This is a genomic window from Streptomyces sp. NPDC047017, from assembly GCF_040644175.1.
GTDB lineage: Bacteria > Actinomycetota > Actinomycetes > Streptomycetales > Streptomycetaceae > Streptomyces.
In genome coordinates this window covers 94,716-116,118 of the sequence record NZ_JBEYVW010000002.1, presented here as the reverse complement: position 1 = coordinate 116,118, position 21,403 = coordinate 94,716, and the positions used below count along the sequence as shown (strand labels likewise).

General features: G+C 73.1%; 17 protein-coding genes and 1 tRNA gene. 9 read left to right on the top strand and 9 right to left on the bottom strand.

Annotation, left to right across the window (positions count from 1 at the left end; genetic code table 11):
• Positions 1 to 6: 6 nt before the first annotated feature.
• Positions 7 to 80 (bottom strand) — tRNA-Gln (locus ABZ858_RS03840).
• Positions 81 to 237: 157 nt separating this feature from the next.
• On the opposite strand from ABZ858_RS03840, the gene ABZ858_RS03835 reads away from it, so the two are divergent.
• Complete coding sequence (locus tag ABZ858_RS03835; protein WP_361372257.1) at positions 238 to 1,566, top strand: histidine kinase; 1,329 nt, start codon at positions 238 to 240, stop codon at positions 1,564 to 1,566.
• Positions 1,567 to 1,627: 61 nt separating this feature from the next.
• Here ABZ858_RS03835 and ABZ858_RS03830 read toward each other — a convergent pair whose 3' ends face one another.
• Together ABZ858_RS03830 and ABZ858_RS03825 are read right to left on the bottom strand one after the other, a co-directional pair.
• Positions 1,628 to 2,161 (bottom strand): SUKH-3 domain-containing protein, encoded by a 534-nt coding sequence (locus ABZ858_RS03830; protein WP_361372255.1) that lies wholly within the window; start codon positions 2,159 to 2,161, stop codon positions 1,628 to 1,630.
• A 112-nt stretch (positions 2,162 to 2,273) separates the two neighbouring features.
• Positions 2,274 to 2,789, bottom strand: coding sequence for a YwqJ-related putative deaminase (locus tag ABZ858_RS03825; protein ID WP_361372253.1), 516 nt, complete (start codon positions 2,787 to 2,789; stop codon positions 2,274 to 2,276).
• A 345-nt stretch (positions 2,790 to 3,134) separates the two neighbouring features.
• On the opposite strand from ABZ858_RS03825, the gene ABZ858_RS03820 reads away from it, so the two are divergent.
• The 7 genes from ABZ858_RS03820 to ABZ858_RS03790 all read left to right on the top strand — a co-directional run bounded on the left by ABZ858_RS03820 (position 3,135) and on the right by ABZ858_RS03790 (position 17,039).
• Positions 3,135 to 4,175 carry an SMI1/KNR4 family protein gene (locus ABZ858_RS03820; RefSeq protein ID WP_361372251.1) on the top strand — a complete coding sequence of 347 codons (1,041 nt, stop codon included), beginning with the start codon at positions 3,135 to 3,137 and terminating at the stop codon, positions 4,173 to 4,175.
• A gap of 8 nt (positions 4,176 to 4,183) precedes the next feature.
• Positions 4,184 to 7,045 (top strand): SUKH-4 family immunity protein, encoded by a 2,862-nt coding sequence (locus ABZ858_RS03815; RefSeq protein ID WP_361372248.1) that lies wholly within the window; start codon positions 4,184 to 4,186, stop codon positions 7,043 to 7,045.
• Positions 7,046 to 7,256: 211 nt separating this feature from the next.
• On the top strand, positions 7,257 to 8,183 hold the full coding sequence (locus ABZ858_RS03810) for a cellulose-binding protein (RefSeq protein ID WP_361372245.1): 927 nt from the start codon (positions 7,257 to 7,259) through the stop codon (positions 8,181 to 8,183).
• Positions 8,184 to 8,667: 484 nt separating this feature from the next.
• Positions 8,668 to 9,456 (top strand): ABC transporter ATP-binding protein, encoded by a 789-nt coding sequence (locus tag ABZ858_RS03805; protein ID WP_361372242.1) that lies wholly within the window; start codon positions 8,668 to 8,670, stop codon positions 9,454 to 9,456.
• The gene (locus ABZ858_RS03800) at positions 9,453 to 12,047 is read left to right on the top strand and encodes an FtsX-like permease family protein (RefSeq protein WP_361372240.1); all 2,595 of its coding nucleotides are present in this window, start codon (positions 9,453 to 9,455) and stop codon (positions 12,045 to 12,047) included. Before ABZ858_RS03805 ends, ABZ858_RS03800 begins: the two co-directional genes overlap by 4 nt.
• Positions 12,048 to 12,470: 423 nt before the next feature.
• Positions 12,471 to 16,013, top strand: a complete 3,543-nt coding sequence (gene mfd / locus ABZ858_RS03795) for a transcription-repair coupling factor (RefSeq protein WP_361372237.1) — start codon at positions 12,471 to 12,473, stop codon at positions 16,011 to 16,013.
• A gap of 210 nt (positions 16,014 to 16,223) precedes the next feature.
• On the top strand, positions 16,224 to 17,039 hold the full coding sequence (locus tag ABZ858_RS03790) for an HNH endonuclease family protein (RefSeq protein ID WP_361372234.1): 816 nt from the start codon (positions 16,224 to 16,226) through the stop codon (positions 17,037 to 17,039).
• Positions 17,040 to 17,065: 26 nt separating this feature from the next.
• Here ABZ858_RS03790 and ABZ858_RS03785 read toward each other — a convergent pair whose 3' ends face one another.
• The 6 genes from ABZ858_RS03785 to ABZ858_RS03760 all read right to left on the bottom strand — a co-directional run bounded on the left by ABZ858_RS03785 (position 17,066) and on the right by ABZ858_RS03760 (position 20,682).
• Positions 17,066 to 17,617 carry an isochorismatase family protein gene (locus tag ABZ858_RS03785; RefSeq protein WP_361372231.1) on the bottom strand — a complete coding sequence of 184 codons (552 nt, stop codon included), beginning with the start codon at positions 17,615 to 17,617 and terminating at the stop codon, positions 17,066 to 17,068.
• A 4-nt stretch (positions 17,618 to 17,621) separates the two neighbouring features.
• Positions 17,622 to 18,986, bottom strand: a complete 1,365-nt coding sequence (locus tag ABZ858_RS03780) for an MFS transporter (protein WP_361372928.1) — start codon at positions 18,984 to 18,986, stop codon at positions 17,622 to 17,624.
• Positions 18,987 to 19,208: 222 nt separating this feature from the next.
• The gene (locus ABZ858_RS03775; RefSeq protein WP_361372228.1) at positions 19,209 to 19,400 is read right to left on the bottom strand and encodes a DUF397 domain-containing protein; all 192 of its coding nucleotides are present in this window, start codon (positions 19,398 to 19,400) and stop codon (positions 19,209 to 19,211) included.
• Between the two features lie 8 nt (positions 19,401 to 19,408).
• Positions 19,409 to 19,606 (bottom strand): DUF397 domain-containing protein, encoded by a 198-nt coding sequence (locus ABZ858_RS03770; protein ID WP_361372224.1) that lies wholly within the window; start codon positions 19,604 to 19,606, stop codon positions 19,409 to 19,411.
• An 8-nt stretch (positions 19,607 to 19,614) separates the two neighbouring features.
• Positions 19,615 to 19,821 carry a DUF397 domain-containing protein gene (locus ABZ858_RS03765; protein WP_361372221.1) on the bottom strand — a complete coding sequence of 69 codons (207 nt, stop codon included), beginning with the start codon at positions 19,819 to 19,821 and terminating at the stop codon, positions 19,615 to 19,617.
• Positions 19,822 to 19,830: 9 nt separating this feature from the next.
• Entirely contained in the window at positions 19,831 to 20,682 is an 852-nt protein-coding gene (locus ABZ858_RS03760) for a helix-turn-helix transcriptional regulator (protein ID WP_361372218.1), read from the bottom strand.
• Between the two features lie 237 nt (positions 20,683 to 20,919).
• Here ABZ858_RS03760 and ABZ858_RS03755 point away from each other — a divergent pair, with 237 nt between their 5' ends.
• Positions 20,920 to 21,390 carry an ATP-binding protein gene (locus ABZ858_RS03755; RefSeq protein WP_361372215.1) on the top strand — a complete coding sequence of 157 codons (471 nt, stop codon included), beginning with the start codon at positions 20,920 to 20,922 and terminating at the stop codon, positions 21,388 to 21,390.
• Positions 21,391 to 21,403: the final 13 nt, after the last annotated feature.

Here is a 21,403-nt window from a genome sequence, read left to right as displayed (position 1 = left end):
ACGGCGTGGCTCCCGGAGAAGGATTCGAACCCTCATTCAACGGACCAAAACCGTTTGTCCTGCCCTTAGACGATCCGGGATGGGCGGCGCGGCAGGTCCGATCCGGTGATCGGTCCGGCACGCGACACCACTATGCCGTACCCGGCGCCCCCGACGCGACGGTGTGCGGTGATGCGCCCGCGCGCGGTGCGCGAAACTCACCGGAGACGCCCCGGCGCGCGCCCGTAGGGTGGAGGTATGACCACGACGGGGGAAGAGCGCGCCGCGGCCGGGACCGGGCCGTGGTGGTGGGCGCGGTGGCGCAGTGCGCTGTTCGACGGGGCGCTGGCGCTGGCGTCGGCGGCGGAGTGCGCGGCGGAAGGGGTGCCGTTCGCGCGGGACGCGGGCGTGCCGGTGGCCGCCGGAGTGGTGTTCGGGCTGCTGGCCGGGTCGGTGCTGCTGATCCGGCGGCGGTGGCCGATCGCCGTGGTGCTGGTGGCGATCGCCGTCACACCGGCCCAGATGGGTTTCCTGATGGGGATCGTCGGGCTGTACACGCTGGCCGCCTGCGAGCTGCCGCGGCGGATCATCGGGGCGCTGGCCGGGATGTCGCTGCTGGGCACGATGATCGTGACGTTCGTGCGGGTGCGGCAGGACATGGCCCGGGGCGATTTCACGCTGGGCGACTGGTTCGTGCCGTTCGCGGCGGTCACCACGTCGCTCGGGCTGACCGCCCCGCCGGTGCTGCTCGGCCTGTACGTCGGCGCCCGGCGGCGGCTGATGGAGTCGCTGCGGGAGCGGGCGGACAGCCTGGAGCGGGAGTTGCAGCTGCTCGCGGAGCGGGCCGAGGAGCGGGCCGAGTGGGCGCGCGGCGAGGAGCGCACCCGCATCGCCCGGGAGATGCACGACGTGGTCGCCCACCGGGTGAGCCTGATGGTGGTGCACGCGGCGGCGCTGCAGGCGGTGGCGCGCAAGGACCCCGAGAAGGCGGTGCGCAACGCCGCGCTGGTCGGGGACATGGGGCGGCAGGCGCTGACCGAGCTGCGGGAGATGCTCGGGGTGCTGCGCAGCGGCGAGGTGCCCGAGCGGCGGATCGAGCGGCGGGCCGCCGCGTCCGTGCCGCTGGTGGCGGTGGGCGTCGCCGCGGCCGCCGCGGCCTCGCGGGCCGCCGACGGGGCGCCGGGCGCCGAGGGTCCGTGCCTGGCGGAGCTGGAGGAGCTGGTCGGGCAGTCGGCGGCCGCGGGCATGGTGGTGGACCTGTCCGTGCAGGGCGAGGTCCGCTCGTACGGGTCCGAGATCGAGCAGACGGCGTACCGGGTGGTGCAGGAGGCGCTGACCAACGTCCACAAGCACGCGGCCGGCGCCAAGACGTACGTACGCCTGGCGCACCGGGGCGCGGAGATCGCGATGCAGGTGGAGAACGAGGCGCCGCCGGAGCCGTCGTCGGCGTCGGCGGCACGGCTGCCGTCCGGCGGCAACGGCCTGCTCGGCATGAAGGAGCGGGTCGTGGCGCTGGGCGGCGTGTTCGTGTCGGGACCCACGGACGCGGGCGGTTTCCGGGTGTCGGCGGTGATCCCGGCGGCGTAGGGCCACCGGCTGCCGCGCGCGGGCGTCCAGGCCGGTCGGCGCGCGGGTGTTCCGGCCGGGGTCAGCCCGCGGTCAGGCGGACCGGCGCTATGCCGGAGACGAGGGCGGTCAGGGCCTGGTCGATACCGGGGCCGAGGTACCAGTCGCCGGTGTGGTCGAGGGCGTGGACCCGGCCCTCGGCGTCGATGGCCAGCAGGGCCTGGGTGTCGGTCTCGGAGCCCAGCGGGCAGACGTCGGAGCCGAGGGCGCGGCCGAGGTCGCCCAGGGTGCGGGCCATGTGGAGGCCGTGCAGCGGGTCGAGGTCCAGCGCGGCGGGCGCGATCTGGCGGCCGGGCCCGGTGGGGGCCAGACGCAGGCCGCCGAACTCGGCCCAGGCCTCGACGGCCGCCGGGAAGACGGTGTGCCGGTGGCCGGCCGGGGAGCGGTGCTCGCGCAGGGTGTCGGCCCAGACCTCGGCCTGCTTTATGTCCCAGCGCCCCGGCTGCCAGCCGGCGGCGCGCAGCACGGCGTCCACGGGCGCGGGGAAGCGGGCCGGGGCGCCGCCCTGTTCGAGGGGGGCCGGGGGCCTGGGCGAGGGGTGTCTGTCGGCGTGCATCTGCTCTTCAGCTCGGCTCTTGGGTGTCTTCTGCTCTTCGTCGGCGTTCGCCGGTGTCCGTCGCGGCGGTGGTGGTGGTGCGGGCCGTGCCGCGGGCCCGGTACGCGGGCCGTCAGGCTCTGCCGTCCGCGGGGTCGACGATGTAGACGCCGAAGTGGGCGCTGAGCGCGGTGCAGGCGCGGCAGGGGGCGGCGAAGCCGCCGTGCAGCGGGTCGCCGTCCTCGCGGATGCGGCGGGCGGTGAGCTTGGCCTGCTTGAGGGCCTTGCGGGCCTCGCCGTTGGTCATGGGTCTGCGCGAGGCGCGTTTGCTGCGGGTGGCGTCCACGGCGGCGATGTGCCGGGAGATGAGGATGGTCTCGGCGCAGCGGCCGGTGAAGCGGTCGCGCTGGGCGCTGGTGAGGGTGTCGAGGAAATCCTGTACGAGGGGGTGCAGGGCGGGCGGTTCCTCGCCGCGGGCGGCGGTGCCGGTGAGGGTGGCGCCGCGCACCGACAGGGCGGCGGCGATGGTGGGGAGTATGCCGTCGCGGCGGTGGCGCAGGGCGGGGGCGTGCGGCGTCCCGGTGCTGCTCCAGCCGATCCGCGGGTCGCCCGAGGCGCCGGTGTGCGGTGCCGGCTGCGTCGCCTTCATGATCATCTTTTCCCCTCCCGGGCATCCCCCCGAAGGACACAGGGTGCCAAATCGTGTGGCCGCTGCGGAAGCTGGGGCGGTGCGACACGCCCGTACAGGGGCGGTGCGTCACAGCGGGGTGACGGCTGGTCACGGCGGGGTCGCCGGGACCGGGCGGCGGTGCGCGGCCGGTGGGCGGTGGCCCGGTGACCGGTGTCGTCGTACCGCATAGGCTGTCGGCACGCCGTGCGCGCCGTACTCCGCACGGCCGACGCGTGGGAGATCAGTAGTCGACACGGGTCGTGGCGGGTGGCGAGCGAGCCGCCCGGGCACGGGCCGTGCAGAATGCCGCAGGGGGCAACCGCCATGACGACAGGTCGGCTCGGGCTGGGGGTTCCACCCGGCCGCCAGGCCGCAGGACACACCGCGCCGCCGAACGCGGCCTATGCCGGGCAGGTCGTGCAGTTCCCGGACCCGGTCCGGGCCACCCGGCATCCCCGGGGGGTGCGGGTGGACGAGCACGGGTACCCCGATTTCTCGCCGTACGCGCGGGCCGCGGTGGAGATCGCGGAGCCGCCGGAGGGTTTCGGCGTCGACGAGCTGCGGCTGACCGACTACGTGTCGGCGAACGCGGCGCTGGCGGCGACCGGCCACGAACTGTGGGACACCGTGCCGAGCGTGGCGACCCCGCACGGCTGGACGTGGCACCACGTGGCGGGCGGCCGGCGCCTGGAGCTGGTCCCGGTCGAGGTGAAGGCGCTGCTGCGGCACCACGGCGGGATCACGACCGCCGACGTCGACCAGTCCAAGCGCGGCACGCGCCCGCTGCAGGAGACGCGGCCCGCGCACTTCGGGCTGCCCAAGTCCGGCGCGGCGGTCTTCGAGCAGCAGGTGCTGGGGGTCGAGGAGGACCTCGGGTACCGGCTGCCGGGCGCCTACCGTTCCTTCCTGAAGGCGGCGGGCGGCTGCGCGCCGGTGGGCACGGCGCTCGACGCGGAGCTGGGCCTGCTGATCGACCAGCCGTTCTTCACGGTGCGCGAGGAGGCGGCGGTCAACGACCTCGTGTACGTCAACAAGTGCCTGCGCGACCACCTCACCAAGGACTACCTGGGGGTCGGTTTCGTGCAGGGCGGCCTGCTCGCGGTGAAGGTGAAGGGCGAGCGGACCGGTTCGGTGTGGTTCTGCGCGTACGACGATGTGCGGGACGTCGATCCGTCGTGGCCGCAGGCGGAGCGGGTGGAGCGCCTGCTGCTGCCGTGCGGGACGGACTTCGACGCGTTCCTGTCCCGGCTGGCGGGTTCCCCGCCGGAGCTGGAGACGGTGGCGAACCTGATGGTGGACGGCGGCTTCGCGCGTGCCGTCCCGGTCGCCGCCGCGCCGTCCGCCGCGTCCCCGGTGGGAGAGTGAGCTGAGCGATGGTGACGTTCGCGCAGGCGCAGGAGCGCGCCGAAGAGTGGATCAACGGTGAGATGCCGGCGTACCAGCACCGCGAGGTGCGGGTACGGGAGTTCGAACTCGGGTTCGTGGTGTGGGCCGAGGACCGGGCGGACGGCCCGCGTTCGGACGGGGGCGCGCACCGGCTGGTCATCGCCCGGGACAGCGGCGAGGCCACACTGTGGCCCGCCCTGCCGGTGGGCGAGGTGATCCGCCGGTACGAGGAGGAGTACGGCCGCCCGGAGCCCGCCGAGGCCACCGCGCCGGCGCCTGCCGCGCGGGTGGACCTGAACCAGACCTCGTTCCTGCTGAGCCCGCCGGAATGGCTCCAGGAGGCGGCGGACAAGCTGGGCATCCCGGACCGGCGCGGCGGGGGCGCGGCTGCTTCGGGGGACTCGGGCGACGCGGGAACCCAGGGCGGGTCCGGGTCCGGGGACGGAACGAGCACCGGCGCGGGTGCGGGTGCGGGTACCGGCGCGGGTGCGCCCGCGGGTACGGGTACCGGCGCGGGTGCGCCCGCGGTGCCGGTGGGGGCGACTCCGTGGGCCGGTACGGACACCAACGCGGAGGCCGGTGACGACCGCTCCGTACCGCTGCCCGCGACGGTGTTCGCCCCGCCGCTGAGCGTCCCCGGCGGCACCCCGCCGCCCGCGTCCTCCTCGGACGCCAAGACGGCGCTGATGGCGGGCGGCAGCGCCCTTCCGCGGACGACGGTGGCCCCGGCGCTCGCCGACACCGACGGCCCGGGCGGCGCTCCGGGCACGCCCGGCACCGCCCAGGGCGGCACGCCGCTTACGCCTCCGCCGGCCGCGGGCACTCCGGGCGCCCCGCTGCCGCCGCCGGGCCCGGGCGCTTCGGCGCCGCCGGTTCCGGGGGGCCAGGGGGCTCCGCTTCCGCCGCCGGTTCCGGGTGGTCCGGCGGCTCCGCCGCCTCCTCCGCCGCCGGTCGGCGCGCCGTACGGCTATCCGCAGGCGCCCGGCGGTCCCGGGACTCCGCCCCCGCCGCCCGCCCCGGGCGCTCCGGGCACTCCCGGCAGCCAGGCCACCCCGCCTCCGCCGCCCGGCGCGGCCTCCTCCGGCCACCCGCAGGGCCCCGGTGCCCCGGGCGCGCCCGCCGCCGCGCCGCCGGGTGCCCCGCTGCCGCCGAACGCCGGTGACATCGCCGACGCCGCGACGAGCAAGGCGGCACCTCCGCCGCGCCGCGGCCAGGGCGCTTCGCACACGCCCCCGCCGCCGGGCGCCCCCGGCACTCCGGGAGCGCGGCCGGGCGCGGCGCCCGCGACACCGCCGGGCGGCGCGGGCGGCTACGTGCCGACCCGGCTCGTCTCGGCGGTGGGCCCCGACGGCCCCCAGGCCCCTGCCGGGGTCCCTGCCGGTCCGGGCACCCCGGGCACTCCTGGCGGTACGCCCCCGGGCGGCGTCCACCACGCCGCGACCATGCTCGCCGACCCGAACCAGCCGGGCGTGCCCCAGCCGCCCAACACCCCGGGCGCCGCAGGCACTGCGGGTGCCGCCGGTGTCCCGGGTCCGCCGCAGCCGCCGGGCGCCCCCGCCGGACCCGGCGGACCCGGCGCTCCGGGCGCCCCCGGGGCCCCCGGCGCCGGCCAGGGCGCCGTGCACCAGGCCGCGACCATGCTGGCCGCGCCCCCGCCGGGCGGCCCCGCCGCGCCCGTGCCGCCGCCGGCCCCGCCCGGCATGCCCGGCGGCGTGCCCGGCGCTCCCGGTACGCCTCCGGGCCCGCCGCAGCCCATGCCCCCCGGCCCGCCGCCCGGCATGCCCTCCGGCCTGCCTCCGGGCGCGATGCCCCCGCCCGGTCAGCCACCGGTCCCGGGCCAGCAGCCCCCGGCCTACGGCTATCCCCCGCAGGGGCAGCCGACCGTGGGCCCCGGCTACCAGGCCGTGCTGCGCTACCGCGCGCAGGACGGCTCCGAGCAGCAGCTGATCCGCCGCTCGGCGCCGGGCACCCCGCACCCGGAGTGGCAGATCTTCCACGAGCTGCGCGGCATGAACGTGCCGCCGGACCAAGTGCTCGAACTGCACACCGAGCTGGAGTCGTGCCAGTTGCCGGGCGCGTACTGCGCGCGGATGATCCGCGAGCAGTGGCCGCAGGCGCGGATCACGTCCATCGCGCCGTACGGCACCGACCACGCGAGCCGCCAGCAGGGCATGCGGCAACTCCTGGCCCACCAGGGGGAGCTGCACCAGGTGGCCGACGGCCCGGCGCGTCCGGCGCCGGTGCGCGCGCCGCTGCCCCCGGTGCCGCCCGCGCCGCCCGTGCCGCCGGAGGCCGTCGCCCAGGAGCTGGGCGCGGCGTTCGGGCCGGGTGTCTTCCGGTTCGAGCAGGCGGCGGTCTCCCGCCAGGGCGTGCCGCCGCTGGTGGCGCACACGCTGGTGGCGGCGGGCCTGCCGGTGGACATGGGCCCGTTCTTCTGGGCGCAGGCCCAGCCGGGACGCCCGGTGCCGACGCTGGCGGAGCTGGCCGCCGAGCGCGGGGCGCAGCCGGCCCCGGACGCGGGTTCCTACCTCGTGATGGGCAGCGACTTCGGCAAGGCGCTCTGCGTGCAGTACGGCACCGCCAACATCGTGGCCGTGCCGGTGGAGGCGGGCCCCGGCGGTACGTCCGTGCCGCCGCAGTTCGTGAACACCGGCCTGCCGGAGTTCGCGCGCTGCCTGGCCCTGCTGGGCCGGATGTGGCGGCTGCGCTTCGGCCTCAACCAGGAGCAGGCGGGCCGCTGGACCGTCGACTTCCAGGCCCAGCTGGCCGCGCTCGACCCGGCGGCGCTGGGTTCGCCGGAGAGCTGGTGGTCGGTGCTGCTTGAGCAGATGTGGGACGGACTGCTGTGAGCACGTGAGCACGTGAGCACGTGAGCACGTGAGCACGGGTGAGGGGCCGGGCCCGGTCGAGTGACCGGGCCCGGCCCCTCGTCGTTGGCCGCCTACCGGGCCGTACGCCCGGAGTGTCGCGTTATGAACATCTGCGCCCCATACATAAAGATGTGCGCGAAATCATCATGTCGCATCCCTTCGGCGGCGTCCGGGCGGAGAGGGGTTCAGGATGGGCAGCGCCTCGGTGTCATCGGCGGCGTCGGCGTCATCGGCGGCGGCGTCGGTCTCGTTCCACGGCTTCGTGGCCGTACGGGGACGCGGCTACCGCCCCGATCAGGTCGACGCTTACGCCGACGCCCTCTTCCACGACCGGGACGCCGCCTGGGAGCGCGCCGCCCGGCTGACCGTCCTCGCCAAGAACATGGAGGCGGAGCTGACCGCGCTGCGGGAGGCCGTGGCCCGGCTCGGCGAGCAGACGTACGAGTCGCTGGGCGAGGGCGCCCGCGAGCTGTACGAGCACGGGGTACGCGAGGCGCACGCGGTGCGCGAACGGGCGCGGCGCGAGGCGCAGGAGCGGCTGGACTCGGCGCGGGCGTACGCCGACGGCCTGCTGGAGTCCGCGAGGGCGCGCGCCGACGCCGTACGCGCCGACGCGGAGGAACGCACCCGGCAGCGGCTGCTCGCGGCGCGGAGCGAGGCCGACGAGCTGCGGGTCGCGGTGCGGCGCGAGGTGAAGAAGCACCGCGGTGAGGCGCTGGCCGCGCTGCGGGAGGTGCGGCAGCGCACCTGCGGGACGCTCACCGAGCAGTCCCGCGAGCACACCGCCCGGCTGGCCGCGTTCGAGCGCGAGGAGTCGGAGCGCCAAGCCGCGCTGGAGGCCGGTCACACCCGGCGCCTGGCGGCGGCCGAAGCCGCCCTGGCCGCCGCCGAGCAGGCCCTCACCGATGCCCGGGAGGCCACCCACCGGGCGCCGGAGGAGGCCCGGGCGCGCGCGGCGGAGCTGCTGGCCGAGGCCCGCCTGCGGGCGGACCGGATCGCCCTGGAGACCGAACAGGTGCTGCGCGAGCACGGTGAACTCTGGGACGACGTACGGACCCAGATGGACACCGTGCAGCACCGCATCACCTCGCTGACCGGACGGCCCCGGGCGGAATAGGCCCCGGCGGTCGCCCACGCGCGGTCACCCCCGCGGTCGCCCACGCGCGGGCAGCCGCGCGCGGGCGGCCGCGCGGGCGTGCCGGGACGGTGGGCGGGATCCAGTTGCCGGACGGCTCGGCGGGGCGTAGCGCGGACGCCGCCGCTCCGTTTGACCCTCCCGTGGCGGGAGGGTGGAGGCTCGGTGCGCCGGCGGGTGGAGGCGACCCTGAGACGGGGTCCGCCTGCCGGTGGACAGCCCCTAGGGGTTGCTCCGTACTCCGGGTCGGGGAGGGTTCGTCCCGACGGAGGACGAGAGACCCCGGGACCTCTCCTTAATCTGGCTTTACGCCGCTGGGGGGCGGCGCACCGCACCGACGGGGGTGGGGTTTTCCCCCACGGAAGACTGCGCTGGGCACCAGCGCGCCGGGAGCCCGCACCGGCCAGACTCGTCGACGTACCGACGACGATCACATCCTTCGCTGGACCGACCTAGGAGACGTACCGTGACATCGGCTGTGACCATTCCCAGGCACGGGGGTACTGGAAGGCCCACGGCCGTCGCCGCACGGGCGCGGCAGGTGGTGAAGGCGTACGGCACCGGGGAGACCCGGGTCGTCGCCCTCGACCACGTCGACGTGGACATCGCCCGCGGCCAGTTCACCGCGATCATGGGCCCCTCGGGGTCCGGCAAGTCCACCCTGATGCACTGCCTCGCCGGTCTCGACACCGTGACGGGCGGTCAGATCTACCTCGACGAGACCGAGATCACCGGCCTGAAGGACAAGAAGCTCACCCAGCTGCGCCGGGACCGGATCGGCTTCATCTTCCAGGCGTTCAACCTGCTGCCCACGCTGAACGCGCTGGAGAACATCACCCTGCCCATGGACATAGCCGGCCGTAAGCCGGACCGGGCGTGGCTGGAGCGGGTGGTGGAGACCGTGGGCCTGGCCGGACGGCTCAAGCACCGGCCCAACCAGCTCTCCGGCGGCCAGCAGCAGCGCGTCGCCGTGGCCCGGGCGCTGGCCGCCCGCCCCGAGATCATCTTCGGTGACGAGCCGACCGGCAACCTCGACTCGCGGGCCGGCGCCGAGGTGCTGGGCTTCCTGCGCCAGTCCGTGGACGAGCTGGGCCAGACCATCGTCATGGTCACCCACGACCCGGTGGCCGCCTCCTACGCCGACCGGGTGCTGTACCTCGCCGACGGCCGGATCGTCGACGAGATGTACCAGCCGACGGCCGATCAGGTGCTGGACCGGATGAAGGACTTCGACGCCCGGGGACGGACGTCATGACCGTCCTGAAGACCTCCCTGCGCAACTTCCTCGCGCACAAGGGCCGGATGGCGCTCTCCGCGGTCGCGGTGCTGCTGTCGGTGGCCTTCGTCTGCGGCACGCTGGTGTTCACCGACACGATGAACACGACGTTCGACAAGCTGTTCCGGGTGACGGCCTCCGACGTGACCGTCTCGCCCAGGGCGGCCAAGGGCGACGACACCCCGCAGAGCGGCGTGCCCGAGACGCTGCCGGCCGCCACCCTGGACCGGGTCCGGCACGTCGAGGGCGTCAAGTCCGCCGAGGGCGGCGTCTCCTCGATGAACGTCACCGTCGTCGACCGGCACAACAAGAACATGGGCTCCTCCAGCGGCGCCCCGACGATCGCCGGCAACTGGAGCGACGACGAACTGAAGTCGATGGAGATCACCTCCGGCCACGCCCCGCACGGGCCGGCCGAGATGATGGTCGACGCCGGTACCGCCGACAAGCACCACCTCAAGCTCGGTGACGAACTGCGCACGATCGCGCAGACCGGTGACGTGCAGGCCAGGATCGTCGGCATCGCCGCCTTCAAGGTGACCAACCCGGGCGCTGCCATCGTCTACTTCGACACCGCCACCGCCCAGCGCGGCCTGCTCGGCGCCACCGGCCGCTACACGCAGATCGAGGTCACCGCCGCGGGCGGCGTCTCCGACGAGCAGCTCAAGCAGAACGTGGCCCGCACCCTCACCGGCAAGGCCATCACCTCCGGCACCGAGGCCGGCTCGTACAAGATCCAGACGGCCAAGGAGAACGCGGACGAGAACCGCAAGAGCCTCGGGTCGTTCATGGACGTCATCAAGTACGCCATGCTCGGCTTCGCCGGGATCGCCTTCCTGGTCGGCATCTTCCTGATCATCAACACCTTCAGCATGCTGGTCGCCCAGCGCACCCGGGAGATCGGCCTGATGCGGGCGATCGGCTCCTCCCGCAAGCAGGTCAACCGGTCGGTGCTGGTCGAGGCGCTGCTGCTGGGCTTCGTCGGCTCGGTGCTCGGTGTCGGCGCGGGCGTGGGCATCGCGATCGGGCTGATGAAGCTCATGGGCGCGGCGGGCCTGGACCTGTCCACCGACGACCTGACGATCAAGGCGACCACCCCGGTGGCCGGCCTGGTCCTCGGGATCGTCGTCACCGTCCTGGCCGCCTATCTGCCGGCCCGCCGGGCCGGGAAGGTCTCCCCGATGGCCGCGCTGCGCGACGCCGGTACGCCGGCCGACGGCCGGGCCGGCTGGGTGCGCGCGCTGATCGGCCTGGTCCTCACCGGCGCCGGCACCGCCGCCCTGTACGCGGCGGCGACCGCGGACAAGGCGAGCGACGGCTCGGCGGTCCTCGGCCTCGGTGTGGTGCTGACCCTGATCGGCTTCGTGGTGATCGGCCCGCTGCTGGCGGGCGGCGTGGTCCGGGTGATCAGCGCGGTGCTGCTGCGGGCCTTCGGCCCGGTGGGCCGCATGGCCGAGCGCAACGCGCTGCGCAACCCGCGCCGCACCGGCGCCACCGGCGCGGCCCTGATGATCGGCCTCGCGCTGGTCGCGTGCCTGTCGGTGGTCGGCTCCTCGATGGTGGCCTCGGCCACCGACCAGCTGGACAAGTCGGTCGGCGCGGACTTCATCGTGCAGGGCAACCAGCGGATCGTCCCGCAGGCCGAGCAGGCCGTCGAGCGGACGCCGGGCCTGGCCCACGTCACCCGCTACAAGGTGCTTGACGCCACCCTGACCTCGCCGGACGGCAAGAGCGTCAGCGACGGCGTCACGGCCGCGGACCCGTCCTACGCCGACGATGTGCGCCGCACGGTCACCGAGGGCACCCTCAAGGCGGCCTACGCCCCTGACGCGATGTCGGTGGGCGACGAGTACGCCAAGGCGCACGGCGTCCACGTCGGTGACACCCTCACCGTCGCCTTCAAGGGCGCGCGGACGGCGAAGCTCAAGGTCGCCGCCATCACCAGCGACGACACCACCATCGACAAGGGCGCCCGCTACCTGTCCCTGGCCACCATGGAGAAGTACGTCCCCAAGGACCGCGTCCCGCCGAACGTGATCATGTTCGCCAAGGCCAAGGACGGCCAGGCGAAGGAGGCGTACGCGGCGCTGAAGACCTCCCTGGAGCCCTACCCGCAGTACCAGGTGCGCGACCAGACCGACTACAAGAAGGAACTGAAGGACCAGATCGGCCAGCTGCTGAACATGGTCTACGGCCTGCTCGCCCTGGCGATCATCGTCGCGGTCCTGGGGGTGGTGAACACCCTCGCCCTGTCGGTGGTCGAGCGGACCCGGGAGATCGGCCTGATGCGGGCGATCGGCCTGTCCCGCCGGCAGCTGCGGCGCATGATCCGCATGGAGTCCGTGGTCATCGCCCTGTTCGGCGCGCTGCTCGGCCTCGGCCTCGGCATGGGCTGGGGCGCCACCGCTCAGAAGCTGCTGGCCCTGGAGGGCCTGGGCGTCCTGGACATCCCCTGGCCGACGATCATCGGCGTCTTCGCCGGCTCGGCCTTCGTGGGCCTGTTCGCCGCCCTGGTCCCGGCCTTCCGGGCGGGCCGGATGAACGTACTGAACGCGATCGCGACGGACTGAAGGACTGAGGGACTGACGGACCAGCGACGCGAGGGACCCCCGTGGACGGGGGTCGCGGGGAAACCACCCGGGGCGGGAGTCACGACGACTTCCGCCCCGGGCGGTGCGTTTTGGGGCGGGGCGTGCGTGTTCCAGCCCGTCCGGCGTTTGAGGACGAGGCCGTTCAGGCCGAAGCGGGGGTCCGGGGGCGGCAGCCCCCGGGGACGGGACGGGAAGGGGCGGCGGGGGCGAAACCCCGGACCCGCACGCCCACCACCCCACCAGTCCCAGCCCGCCCCACCCTCACCGAACGCACGTCCGAAAACCGTCCGGTTATCCACAGCCCCACCCGCCCCGCCTCCGGCGTCGTACGCTGAAAGAACCCCGGCCCGCCCCCCGAGCCGGGCCCTTCGTGTTGCCCACCTCCGGACGAAAGCCCCCTCCATGAGCCTGCACGGTCTGCTCGACGCCGTCGTCAAGGACCCCGCCCTCGCGGAAGCGATCACCGCGGCCGCGGACGGCAACCGCATGCACGTCGACCTCGTCGGCCCCCCCGCCGCCCGCCCCTTCGCGGTCGCCGCCCTGGCGAGGCAGACCGCCCGCACCGTGCTCGCGGTGACGGCGACCGGCCGCGAGGCCGAGGACCTGGCCGCCGCCCTGCGCTCGCTGCTGCCGGAGGAGGGCGTCGTGGAGTACCCCTCCTGGGAGACGCTCCCGCACGAGCGGCTCAGCCCGCGCAGCGACACCGTGGGCCGCCGCCTGGCCGTGCTGCGCCGCCTGGCGCACCCGAGGCCCGACGACCCGGAGACCGGCCCGGTCTCCGTCGTCGTCGCCCCCATCCGCTCGGTGCTCCAGCCGCAGGTCAAGGGCCTGGGCGACCTGGAGCCCGTGGCGCTGCGCACGGGGCAGACCGCCGACCTGAACGCGATCGTGGAGGCCCTGGCCGCCGCCGCGTACGCGCGCGTGGAGCTGGTGGAGAAGCGCGGCGAGTTCGCCGTCCGCGGCGGCATCCTCGACGTGTTCCCGCCCACCGAGGAACACCCGCTGCGCATCGAGTTCTGGGGCGACGACGTCGAGGAGGTCCGGTACTTCAAGGTCGCCGACCAGCGTTCCCTGGAGGTCGCCGAGCACGGCCTGTGGGCCCCGCCCTGCCGCGAGCTGCTGCTCACCGAGGACGTCCGCACGCGCGCGCGTGCCCTGGCCGAGCGGCACCCGGAGCTGGGCGAGCTGCTGAACAAGATCGCCGAGGGCATCGCGGTGGAGGGCATGGAGTCCCTGGCGCCGGTCCTGGTCGACGACATGGAACTGCTGCTGGACGTGCTGCCCAAGGGCGCGATGGCCGTCGTGTGCGACCCGGAGCGGGTGCGCACCCGCTCCGCCGATCTGGTGGCGACCTCCCAGGAGTTCCTCCAGGCGTCCTGGGCGGCCACGGCCGGCGGCGGGGAGGCGCCCATCGACGTCGGCGCGGCCTCCCTGTGGTCGATCGCGGACGTCCGGGAGCGGGCGCGCGAGCTGGACATGATGTGGTGGACCGTCTCCCCCTTCGCCGCCGACGAGACGGCGTTCGACGGCGACGGGGACACCCTCAAGCTGGGCATGCACGCGCCCGAGACCTACCGCGGCGACACCGCCCGGGCGCTCGCCGACACCAAGGGCTGGCTCGCCGAGGGCTGGCGCGCGGTCTACGTCACCGAGGGCCACGGCCCGGCCGCCCGCACCGTGGAGGTGCTCGGCAGCGAGGGCATCGCCGCCCGGCTCGACACCGACCTCGGGGAGATGTCCGCGTCGGTGGTGCACGTGGCGTGCGGCTGCATCGACCACGGCTTCGTCGACCCGGCACTCAAGCTGGCGGTGCTCACCGAGACCGACCTGTCCGGCCAGCGCACCGCGAGCCGGGACGGCGCCCGGATGCCGGCCCGCCGCCGCAAGACCATCGACCCGCTCACCCTGGAGGCGGGCGACTACATCGTGCACGAGCAGCACGGCGTGGGCCGCTACATCGAGATGGTGCAGCGCACCGTGCAGGGCGCGACCCGCGAGTATCTGGTGGTGGAGTACGCCCCCGCCAAGCGCGGCCAGCCCGGCGACCGGCTCTACATCCCGACCGACCAGCTGGAGCAGATCACCAAGTACGTCGGCGGCGAGGCGCCCACCCTGCACCGGCTCGGCGGCGCCGACTGGACGAAGACGAAGGCGCGGGCGAAGAAGGCGGTCAAGGAGATCGCCGCCGACCTGATCAAGCTCTACTCGGCCCGGATGGCGGCGCCCGGTCACTCCTTCGGCGCGGACACGCCCTGGCAGCGCGAGCTGGAGGACGCCTTCCCGTACGCGGAGACGCCGGACCAGCTGACCACGATCGCCGAGGTCAAGGAGGACATGGAGAAGTCGGTCCCGATGGACCGGCTGATCTGCGGCGACGTCGGGTACGGCAAGACGGAGATCGCGGTCCGGGCCGCCTTCAAGGCCGTCCAGGACGGCAAGCAGGTCGCGGTCCTGGTGCCCACCACGCTGCTGGTGCAGCAGCACTTCGGCACGTTCTCCGAGCGCTACGCGCAGTTCCCGGTCGGTGTGAAGGCGCTCTCCCGCTTCCAGACCGACACCGAGGCGAAGGCGGTCCTGGAAGGGCTGCGCGAGGGCTCGGTGGACATCGTCATCGGCACCCACCGGCTGTTCGCCTCCGAGACCAAGTTCAAGGACCTGGGCCTGGTCATCGTCGACGAGGAGCAGCGCTTCGGCGTCGAGCACAAGGAGCAGCTGAAGAAGCTGCGCGCCAACGTGGACGTGCTGACGATGTCCGCGACCCCGATTCCGCGCACCCTGGAGATGGCGGTGACGGGCATCCGCGAGATGTCCACGATCACCACCCCGCCCGAGGAGCGCCACCCGGTGCTGACCTTCGTCGGGCCGTACGAGGAGAAGCAGATCGGCGCGGCGGTCCGCCGTGAGCTGCTGCGCGAGGGCCAGGTCTTCTACATCCACAACCGGGTGGAGTCCATCGACCGGGCGGCGGCCCGGCTGCGGGAGATCGTCCCGGAGGCGCGGATCGCCACCGCCCACGGCCAGATGTCCGAACAGGCCCTGGAGCAGGTGGTGGTGGACTTCTGGGAGAAGAAGTTCGACGTGCTGGTCTCCACCACGATCGTCGAGTCCGGCATCGACATCTCCAACGCGAACACGCTGATCGTGGAGCGCGGCGACAACTTCGGCCTCTCCCAGCTGCACCAGCTGCGCGGCCGGGTCGGCCGGGGGCGCGAGCGCGGCTACGCGTACTTCCTCTACCCGCCGGAGAAGCCGCTGACGGAGACGGCCCACGAGCGGCTCGCGACCATCGCCCAGCACACCGAGATGGGCGCGGGCATGTACGTGGCGATGAAGGACCTGGAGATCCGCGGCGCCGGCAACCTGCTGGGCGGCGAGCAGTCCGGTCACATCGCGGGCGTCGGCTTCGACCTGTACGTCCGCATGGTCGGCGAGGCGGTCGCGGACTACCGGCGCCAGCTGGAGACCGGGGAGATCGAGGAGGAGGCGCCGCTGGAGGTCAAGATCGAGCTGCCGGTCGACGCGCACGTCCCGCACGAGTACGCGCCGGGCGAGCGGCTGCGCCTCCAGGCGTACCGGGCCATCGCCTCCGCCACCTCCGAGGAGGACGTCAAGGCGGTCCGCGAGGAGCTGACCGACCGTTACGGCAAGCTGCCCGAGCCGGTGGAGAACCTGCTGCTGGTGGCCGGCCTGCGCATGCTCGCCCGCGCCTGCGGGGTCGCCGAGATCGTCCTCCAGGGCACGAACATCCGCTTCGCCCCGGTCGAGCTGCGCGAGTCCCAGGAACTGCGCCTCAAGCGCCTCTACCCGGGCTCGCTGATCAAGCCCACCACCCACCAGATCCTCGTCCCCCGCCCCAAGACGGCGAAGGTCGGCGGCAAGCCGCTGGTCGGCCGCGAACTGCTGGGCTGGGTGGGGGAGTTCCTGGCCACGGTGGTGGGATCGTAGAAGCACAAGGGGGAGGGGGGAGCAGCCGGGGGGAGAGCCCGAACGGACGTACGGCAACGGGGGCGTTCTGACGCGATACGCCCCATCCGCTCCTTGTGCCTCTCCACGCCCCCGAAAGGGCCGCACACGTTCCTGGTTACGGTGGGCAGACGTAAGTCAGACCCGCACCGGCCAGGGGCGGCGGGACCTGAGAGGCAAGGGGTGGGAGTCATGGGCGCTGTGACGGGCCGTGGGACCGAAGGCCGTACGGGACGGCGTGACGGGGCGCGGGCCCTGCTGCGCGGCGGACTGGCGGCCTGCGCCGCGCTCGCCCTCGTCACCGGGTGCAAGGGCGCCGAACCGCAGCCCGCCCCCGCCACGCGCAGCGGGGCGCCGGCGCCCACCTCGGACGGACACGCCGTCAGCCCGCTGCGGAACCCGGACGGCACGAAGCCCGGCCTGGCCCCGCTGACCGGCCAGGCCGACCTGGCCGCCGCCCGCAAGCTCATCGGCACGGTGACGACGAAGGGGCGCGGGCCGAAGACGGGGTACGACCGGGACGAGTTCGGCTACGCGTGGATGGACTCGGTCGACGGCGTCCCCTGGGCGCACAACGGCTGCGACACCCGCAACGACCTGCTCAAGCGTGACGGCCAGAACCTCAGCTACCGCAAGGGCTCCAACTGCGTGGTCACCGCCATGACGCTGCACGACCCCTACACGGGCCGGACGATCCAGTGGACCAAGACGCACGCGACCACCGTCCAGATCGACCATGTGATGCCGCTGTCCTACGACTGGCAGATGGGCGCCGCGCACTGGCCGAAGCAGAAGCGCGAGCAGATCGCCAACGACCCGCTCAACCTGATCCCGGCGGACGGCCCCGCCAACGGCGCCAAGAGCGACTCGGGCCCGGCGACCTGGCTGCCGCCGAGCAAGACCATCAGGTGCGCGTACAGCGTGCGGTTCGCCCAGGTCTCCCTGAAGTACCAGCTGCCGGTGACGACGGCGGACAAGCAGATGATGCTGAAGCAGTGCGGCGGCTGACGGGGCGGTGGCGAACGTCCCCAGTCCTACCCCTCGGGCTCTTCCGGCTTCCGCGCCATGAAGTCAATCTCTGTGGCAGGCAGAACCCGCACACTGCGGGCAGGAAAGTCGATGTGCCGGTAGATCTCGTTGTGATGGGCGATCGACTGGTCCGCAGGGGCGAAGTCCGTTGGCAGGGAGCGGACCGATGTGGTGTGCCCGTCCGCCACCAGCACCAGGTCGTAGCCGTGGCTGAGGACCTGGCGGGCGGTCGTCTCCACGCAGTTCTCGGTGGCAAACCCGGTGACCAGGACCTCGGTCACGCCGAGCCGGATCAGCGTCTCGTCGAGATCGGTGTCCAGGAAGGCGTCCGCACAGGTCTTCGTCACCACCGGCTCTCCGTTCCGCGGCGCCAGTCCGGGCAAGGCATCGCCGCACCCTCGCTGCTGAACCGTGATGACGGGAACGTTCGCGGCACGCGCCCGAGAGTTGAGCCCCGCGATGGTTGTGACGGTCTGGTCGGGGCGGTGCATGATGGGCCTCATCTTGTGCTGCATGTCGATGACGAGGAGCGCGGCACGGTGCGGCGTCGGTGGCATCGGTCTACCGTAGCTGTCCTTCCGCCGCGGCGACGGGCAGTTCCGGGGCATCGTGCGGGCCCGCATCCGTGACGCGCGTCCGGCCTGCCAGGCAGGCGGCACCCGCAATGGGAAGGATCAGGAGCGCGAATGCTCCGGCGAATGCCGGGAGCCGGTTCGTCGACGCCGATGAGAGTGCCGTGAACAGGGCCGATGCCACGGCCAGGACCAGGGTCTGGCCGAGGTTCTGCGAGGTCTGCATCGCACCGCTCGCGTAGCCCTGCCGGTCGGCCGAAGTGTGCGCGAGCGACAGCAGTGTGAGTGACGGCGTCGCGAGCCCCATGCCGAAGGCGGCCATCGCCATCGAGGACACCGCCGCGGCCGGGGGCACCGCCGGTATGGTGCACAGTGCCGCCACCGCCACCGCGGCTGCCATGATTCCGGCTCCGATGGCGACCAGCCGGTGCCGCGCCACCCGGTTCTGCAGGCGGCCTTGCATCCAGGAGGCTCCGGCCCAGGCCAGTGCCGCCCCGGTGAACGCGAACCCTGTGACAACGCCTGGCACATGCCGGGCCGTGCTGAGCATCAGGGGGACGAAGGCTTCCAGCGTGAAGAACGCGCCCGAGGTCAGCGCCCGCAGGAGCACCGTAGCGGGCAATCCGCCCCCGGCTCGCCAGGTGTGCGGGGGCAGCAGTCTCGGGGTGAACGTCATCAGCACCACTACACCGACCGACGCGCACACCGCGTGCCATGCGTTCCAGGTGGAAACGCCGTACTGGGTGAGAGCCGCGGCCACGCTCACTGCCACTGCGGCGGGCAGGGCGGGCCGCCGCCCAGGTGCGTGGGGACCTCCAGGTTCCTGCGTTGCTCCCGGCTGTGCCGCTCGTCCGCGAAGGAGCAGCACAGCGGCCGCGGCAGGGATCAGGGTGAGCCCGGCGACGCCGAAGAACACCGCTCGCCATGACCACGACGCGGCCACGAAGCCGGCGAGCGGGGGGCCGGTCAGTGACGGCACGATCCAGCACGCACTCATGAGGGACAGAGCGCGGGCGCGCAGGCGTTCCGGGTAGGACTGCCCGATGGCCGCGTTGACGGACACCGCTACCAGGCCCGCCGCGATCCCGTCGGTGAAGCGTCCCAGGACCAGTTGCCAGACGGTGGTACTGGTGGCGGAGACGAGGAGCGTCGCGACGGTCAGGATCACCCCGGCTGTCAGCGGTCGCCGGGCCCCGCCGCGATCGGCCCATGTTCCGCCCAGCACACCACCGAGCAGGCTCGCCGCCACGAACGCCCCTGCCACCAGCGGGTAGAGACCGACTCCGTCGAGGTCTCGGGCGGCCACCGGCAGCAACGGCATCACCGCCAGCGCTGCGAACCCGGTCAAGAACATCACTGAGGCGAAACTCGCGGTGACCGCCAGATACGTACGGGAGAGGAGTCCGGGGGCGGGGAGGGGAAGGGGATCCGACGGCTCACAGGGGTCGCTTGTCACCGGCAGCAGGGTACGGCCCGACTCCGAGCCCGGCCATTTCTTTTGGGGAGGTCCTGGTGGATGCGCGGGAGTGCACCGCCGGTGAGGAAGCCGGCGCCCCTCAGCACGTCCAGGACGCCCTCAGCGCACGGAGACGTTCCCCGCCTTGAGGGCCCCCACAAAGGCGGCGAAGGCCCCGGCCGGGAAGGTGAGGACGGCTCCGCCGGGGGCTTTCGAGTCGCGGACGGCGGCGTGGGTGGCCGAGTGGGCGATCTCTACGCAGGCGTTGCCTTCGCCGCCTCCGGAGTAGGACGACTTCTGCCAGGTGTTCATGGGGTACCTCACGGCTCCTGCTTGTGGATGCCCTCGTCTTTGAGTGCGCTGACGAAGGCGTTGAACGCCGAGGTGGGGAAGGTGAGGGTGGCCCGGGTGGCGGCTTTTGAGTCGCGGATGGCGGCGTGGGTGTTCGAGTGGGCGATCTCCACGCAGGCGTTTCCGTCGCCGCTCCCGGAGTGGGAGGACTTCTGCCAGGTGTTCATGGGGTACCTCACGGCTCCTGCTTGTGGATGCCCTCGTCTTTGAGTGCGCTGACGAAGGCGTTGAACGCCGAGGTGGGGAAGGTGAGGGTGGCCCGGGTGGCGGCTTTTGAGTCGCGGATGGCGGCGTGGGTGTTCGAGTGGGCGATCTCTACACAGGCGTTTCCGTCGCCGCCGCCGGAGTAGGACGACTTCCGCCAGTTGTCAGGAACAGTCATCGGGATGCCTCACAGATCCTTCGCCAGCCTGTGGATGAGGTCACGCGATCGCGCGGGGGTGAGCGACACGTCCTTTACTCTACGGAAGAGCATTCGGAAGCGAGCAAGTTGGGCCTCGGCATCGATGAACGCCGTGGCATGGGGGCCGTCGCGCATTACGGTATCCAGTCTGGGAACGGCACCGCCCGCATACACCATGGCGGCAGCCGCGTCGGCGAAGTCGTCCAACTCGAAGGGGATGACGCGCACCGCGACACGGTTCGTTTCCGAGAGTTCCAGGATGCGCGTCAGCTGAGCCCGCGAGGCAGCGCGGCCCCCGACCCGGATGCGCAATGCCGCTTCATGCACGAGTGCCTCGTACGGGATGGCGGAGGCGCCCTCGATGATGGCGCGCCGTTGCATACGGTGCTGCACGCGCAGATCGACTTCCGACTGCGGCGGTTGGGGAATCCGGCGGGCGAAGAGCGCTCGTGCGTAGTCCTCGGTCTGGAGGAGGCCTGGGACGTGCAGGAAGTCGACGTCCCATCGATAGCTGGCATGGTGCTCCAGCTCGGACAGGTCCAGGAACGAATTGGGCAACTGCCCCTGGTACTCCGTCCACCAACCCCGAGTCCGATCCGTCGCCATCGCCGCGAGTGCATCTACCAGCGCCTCGTCCGTGCACGCGTAGTGCGCGGCAAGCCGGCGCAGTCGCTGTTCGCTCACTCCCGACACGCCCGACTCGATCTGACTGATCTGGACGGAGTTCACGCCCAGCATCGCCGCCGCTTCGCGGGAACTCATGCCCGCCGCCTCGCGGAGTCTGCGCAGCTCGACGGCGAGTCGCATCTGTCGCGCGGTGGGTTCGCGCTTGGTTCCCATCGGCGGCTCCCTGGTTCAACGCGCCTGTCGCTGTGACTCGTTCGGGGGTCAGATTACGGGATCGCCTTGCCGTCTCTTAATTCTAAGGTCTACCGTCAGTGACGCGCCGCACACCCTGCGAAACCCGGGGCACCGGAAGCGCACCGCTCCGTCCTGCCATGACGGCTGCGGCAATGCCACCGCCCACGTCGGCGTCGTAAGGAATCGAACCCTTCCCGCAACGACCGGAGTCGACCCATGCCCGAAACCGGAACCGAGACCGGAACCCAAGCCCAAGCCCAAGCCGAGGCCGAGGCCACGACCCCACCCACCCCCTGGGAGTACTCCCTCTACATCCCCAACGACCCCCGCGCCGTCACCATCAGTCGCCGCACCCTCCGGCTGATCCTCACCATGCACGGGCTGATCCGGCTCGTCGACGTCGCCGAGCTGCTCGCGGCCGAGTTGGTCTCCAACGCCGTACGGCACACGAAAGGGCCCGCCGCCCTGCGGGTGCGCTGGGCGGCGGGCGTGCTGCGGATCGGGGCGTGGGACGCGGACCCCGCGCCGCCGGAGCCGCCCGTGGCGCTGGAGCGGGTCGCGGAGCTGGAGGAGGGGCGCGGACTCGCGCTGGTCAGGGCGTGTGCCGACCTGTGGGGGTGGCAGCCGCTCGCCCGGGAAGGAAATCGGGGAAAGATCGTCTGGTGCGAGCTGGCCGCTGCTGCCTGACACCGCCCGGAGG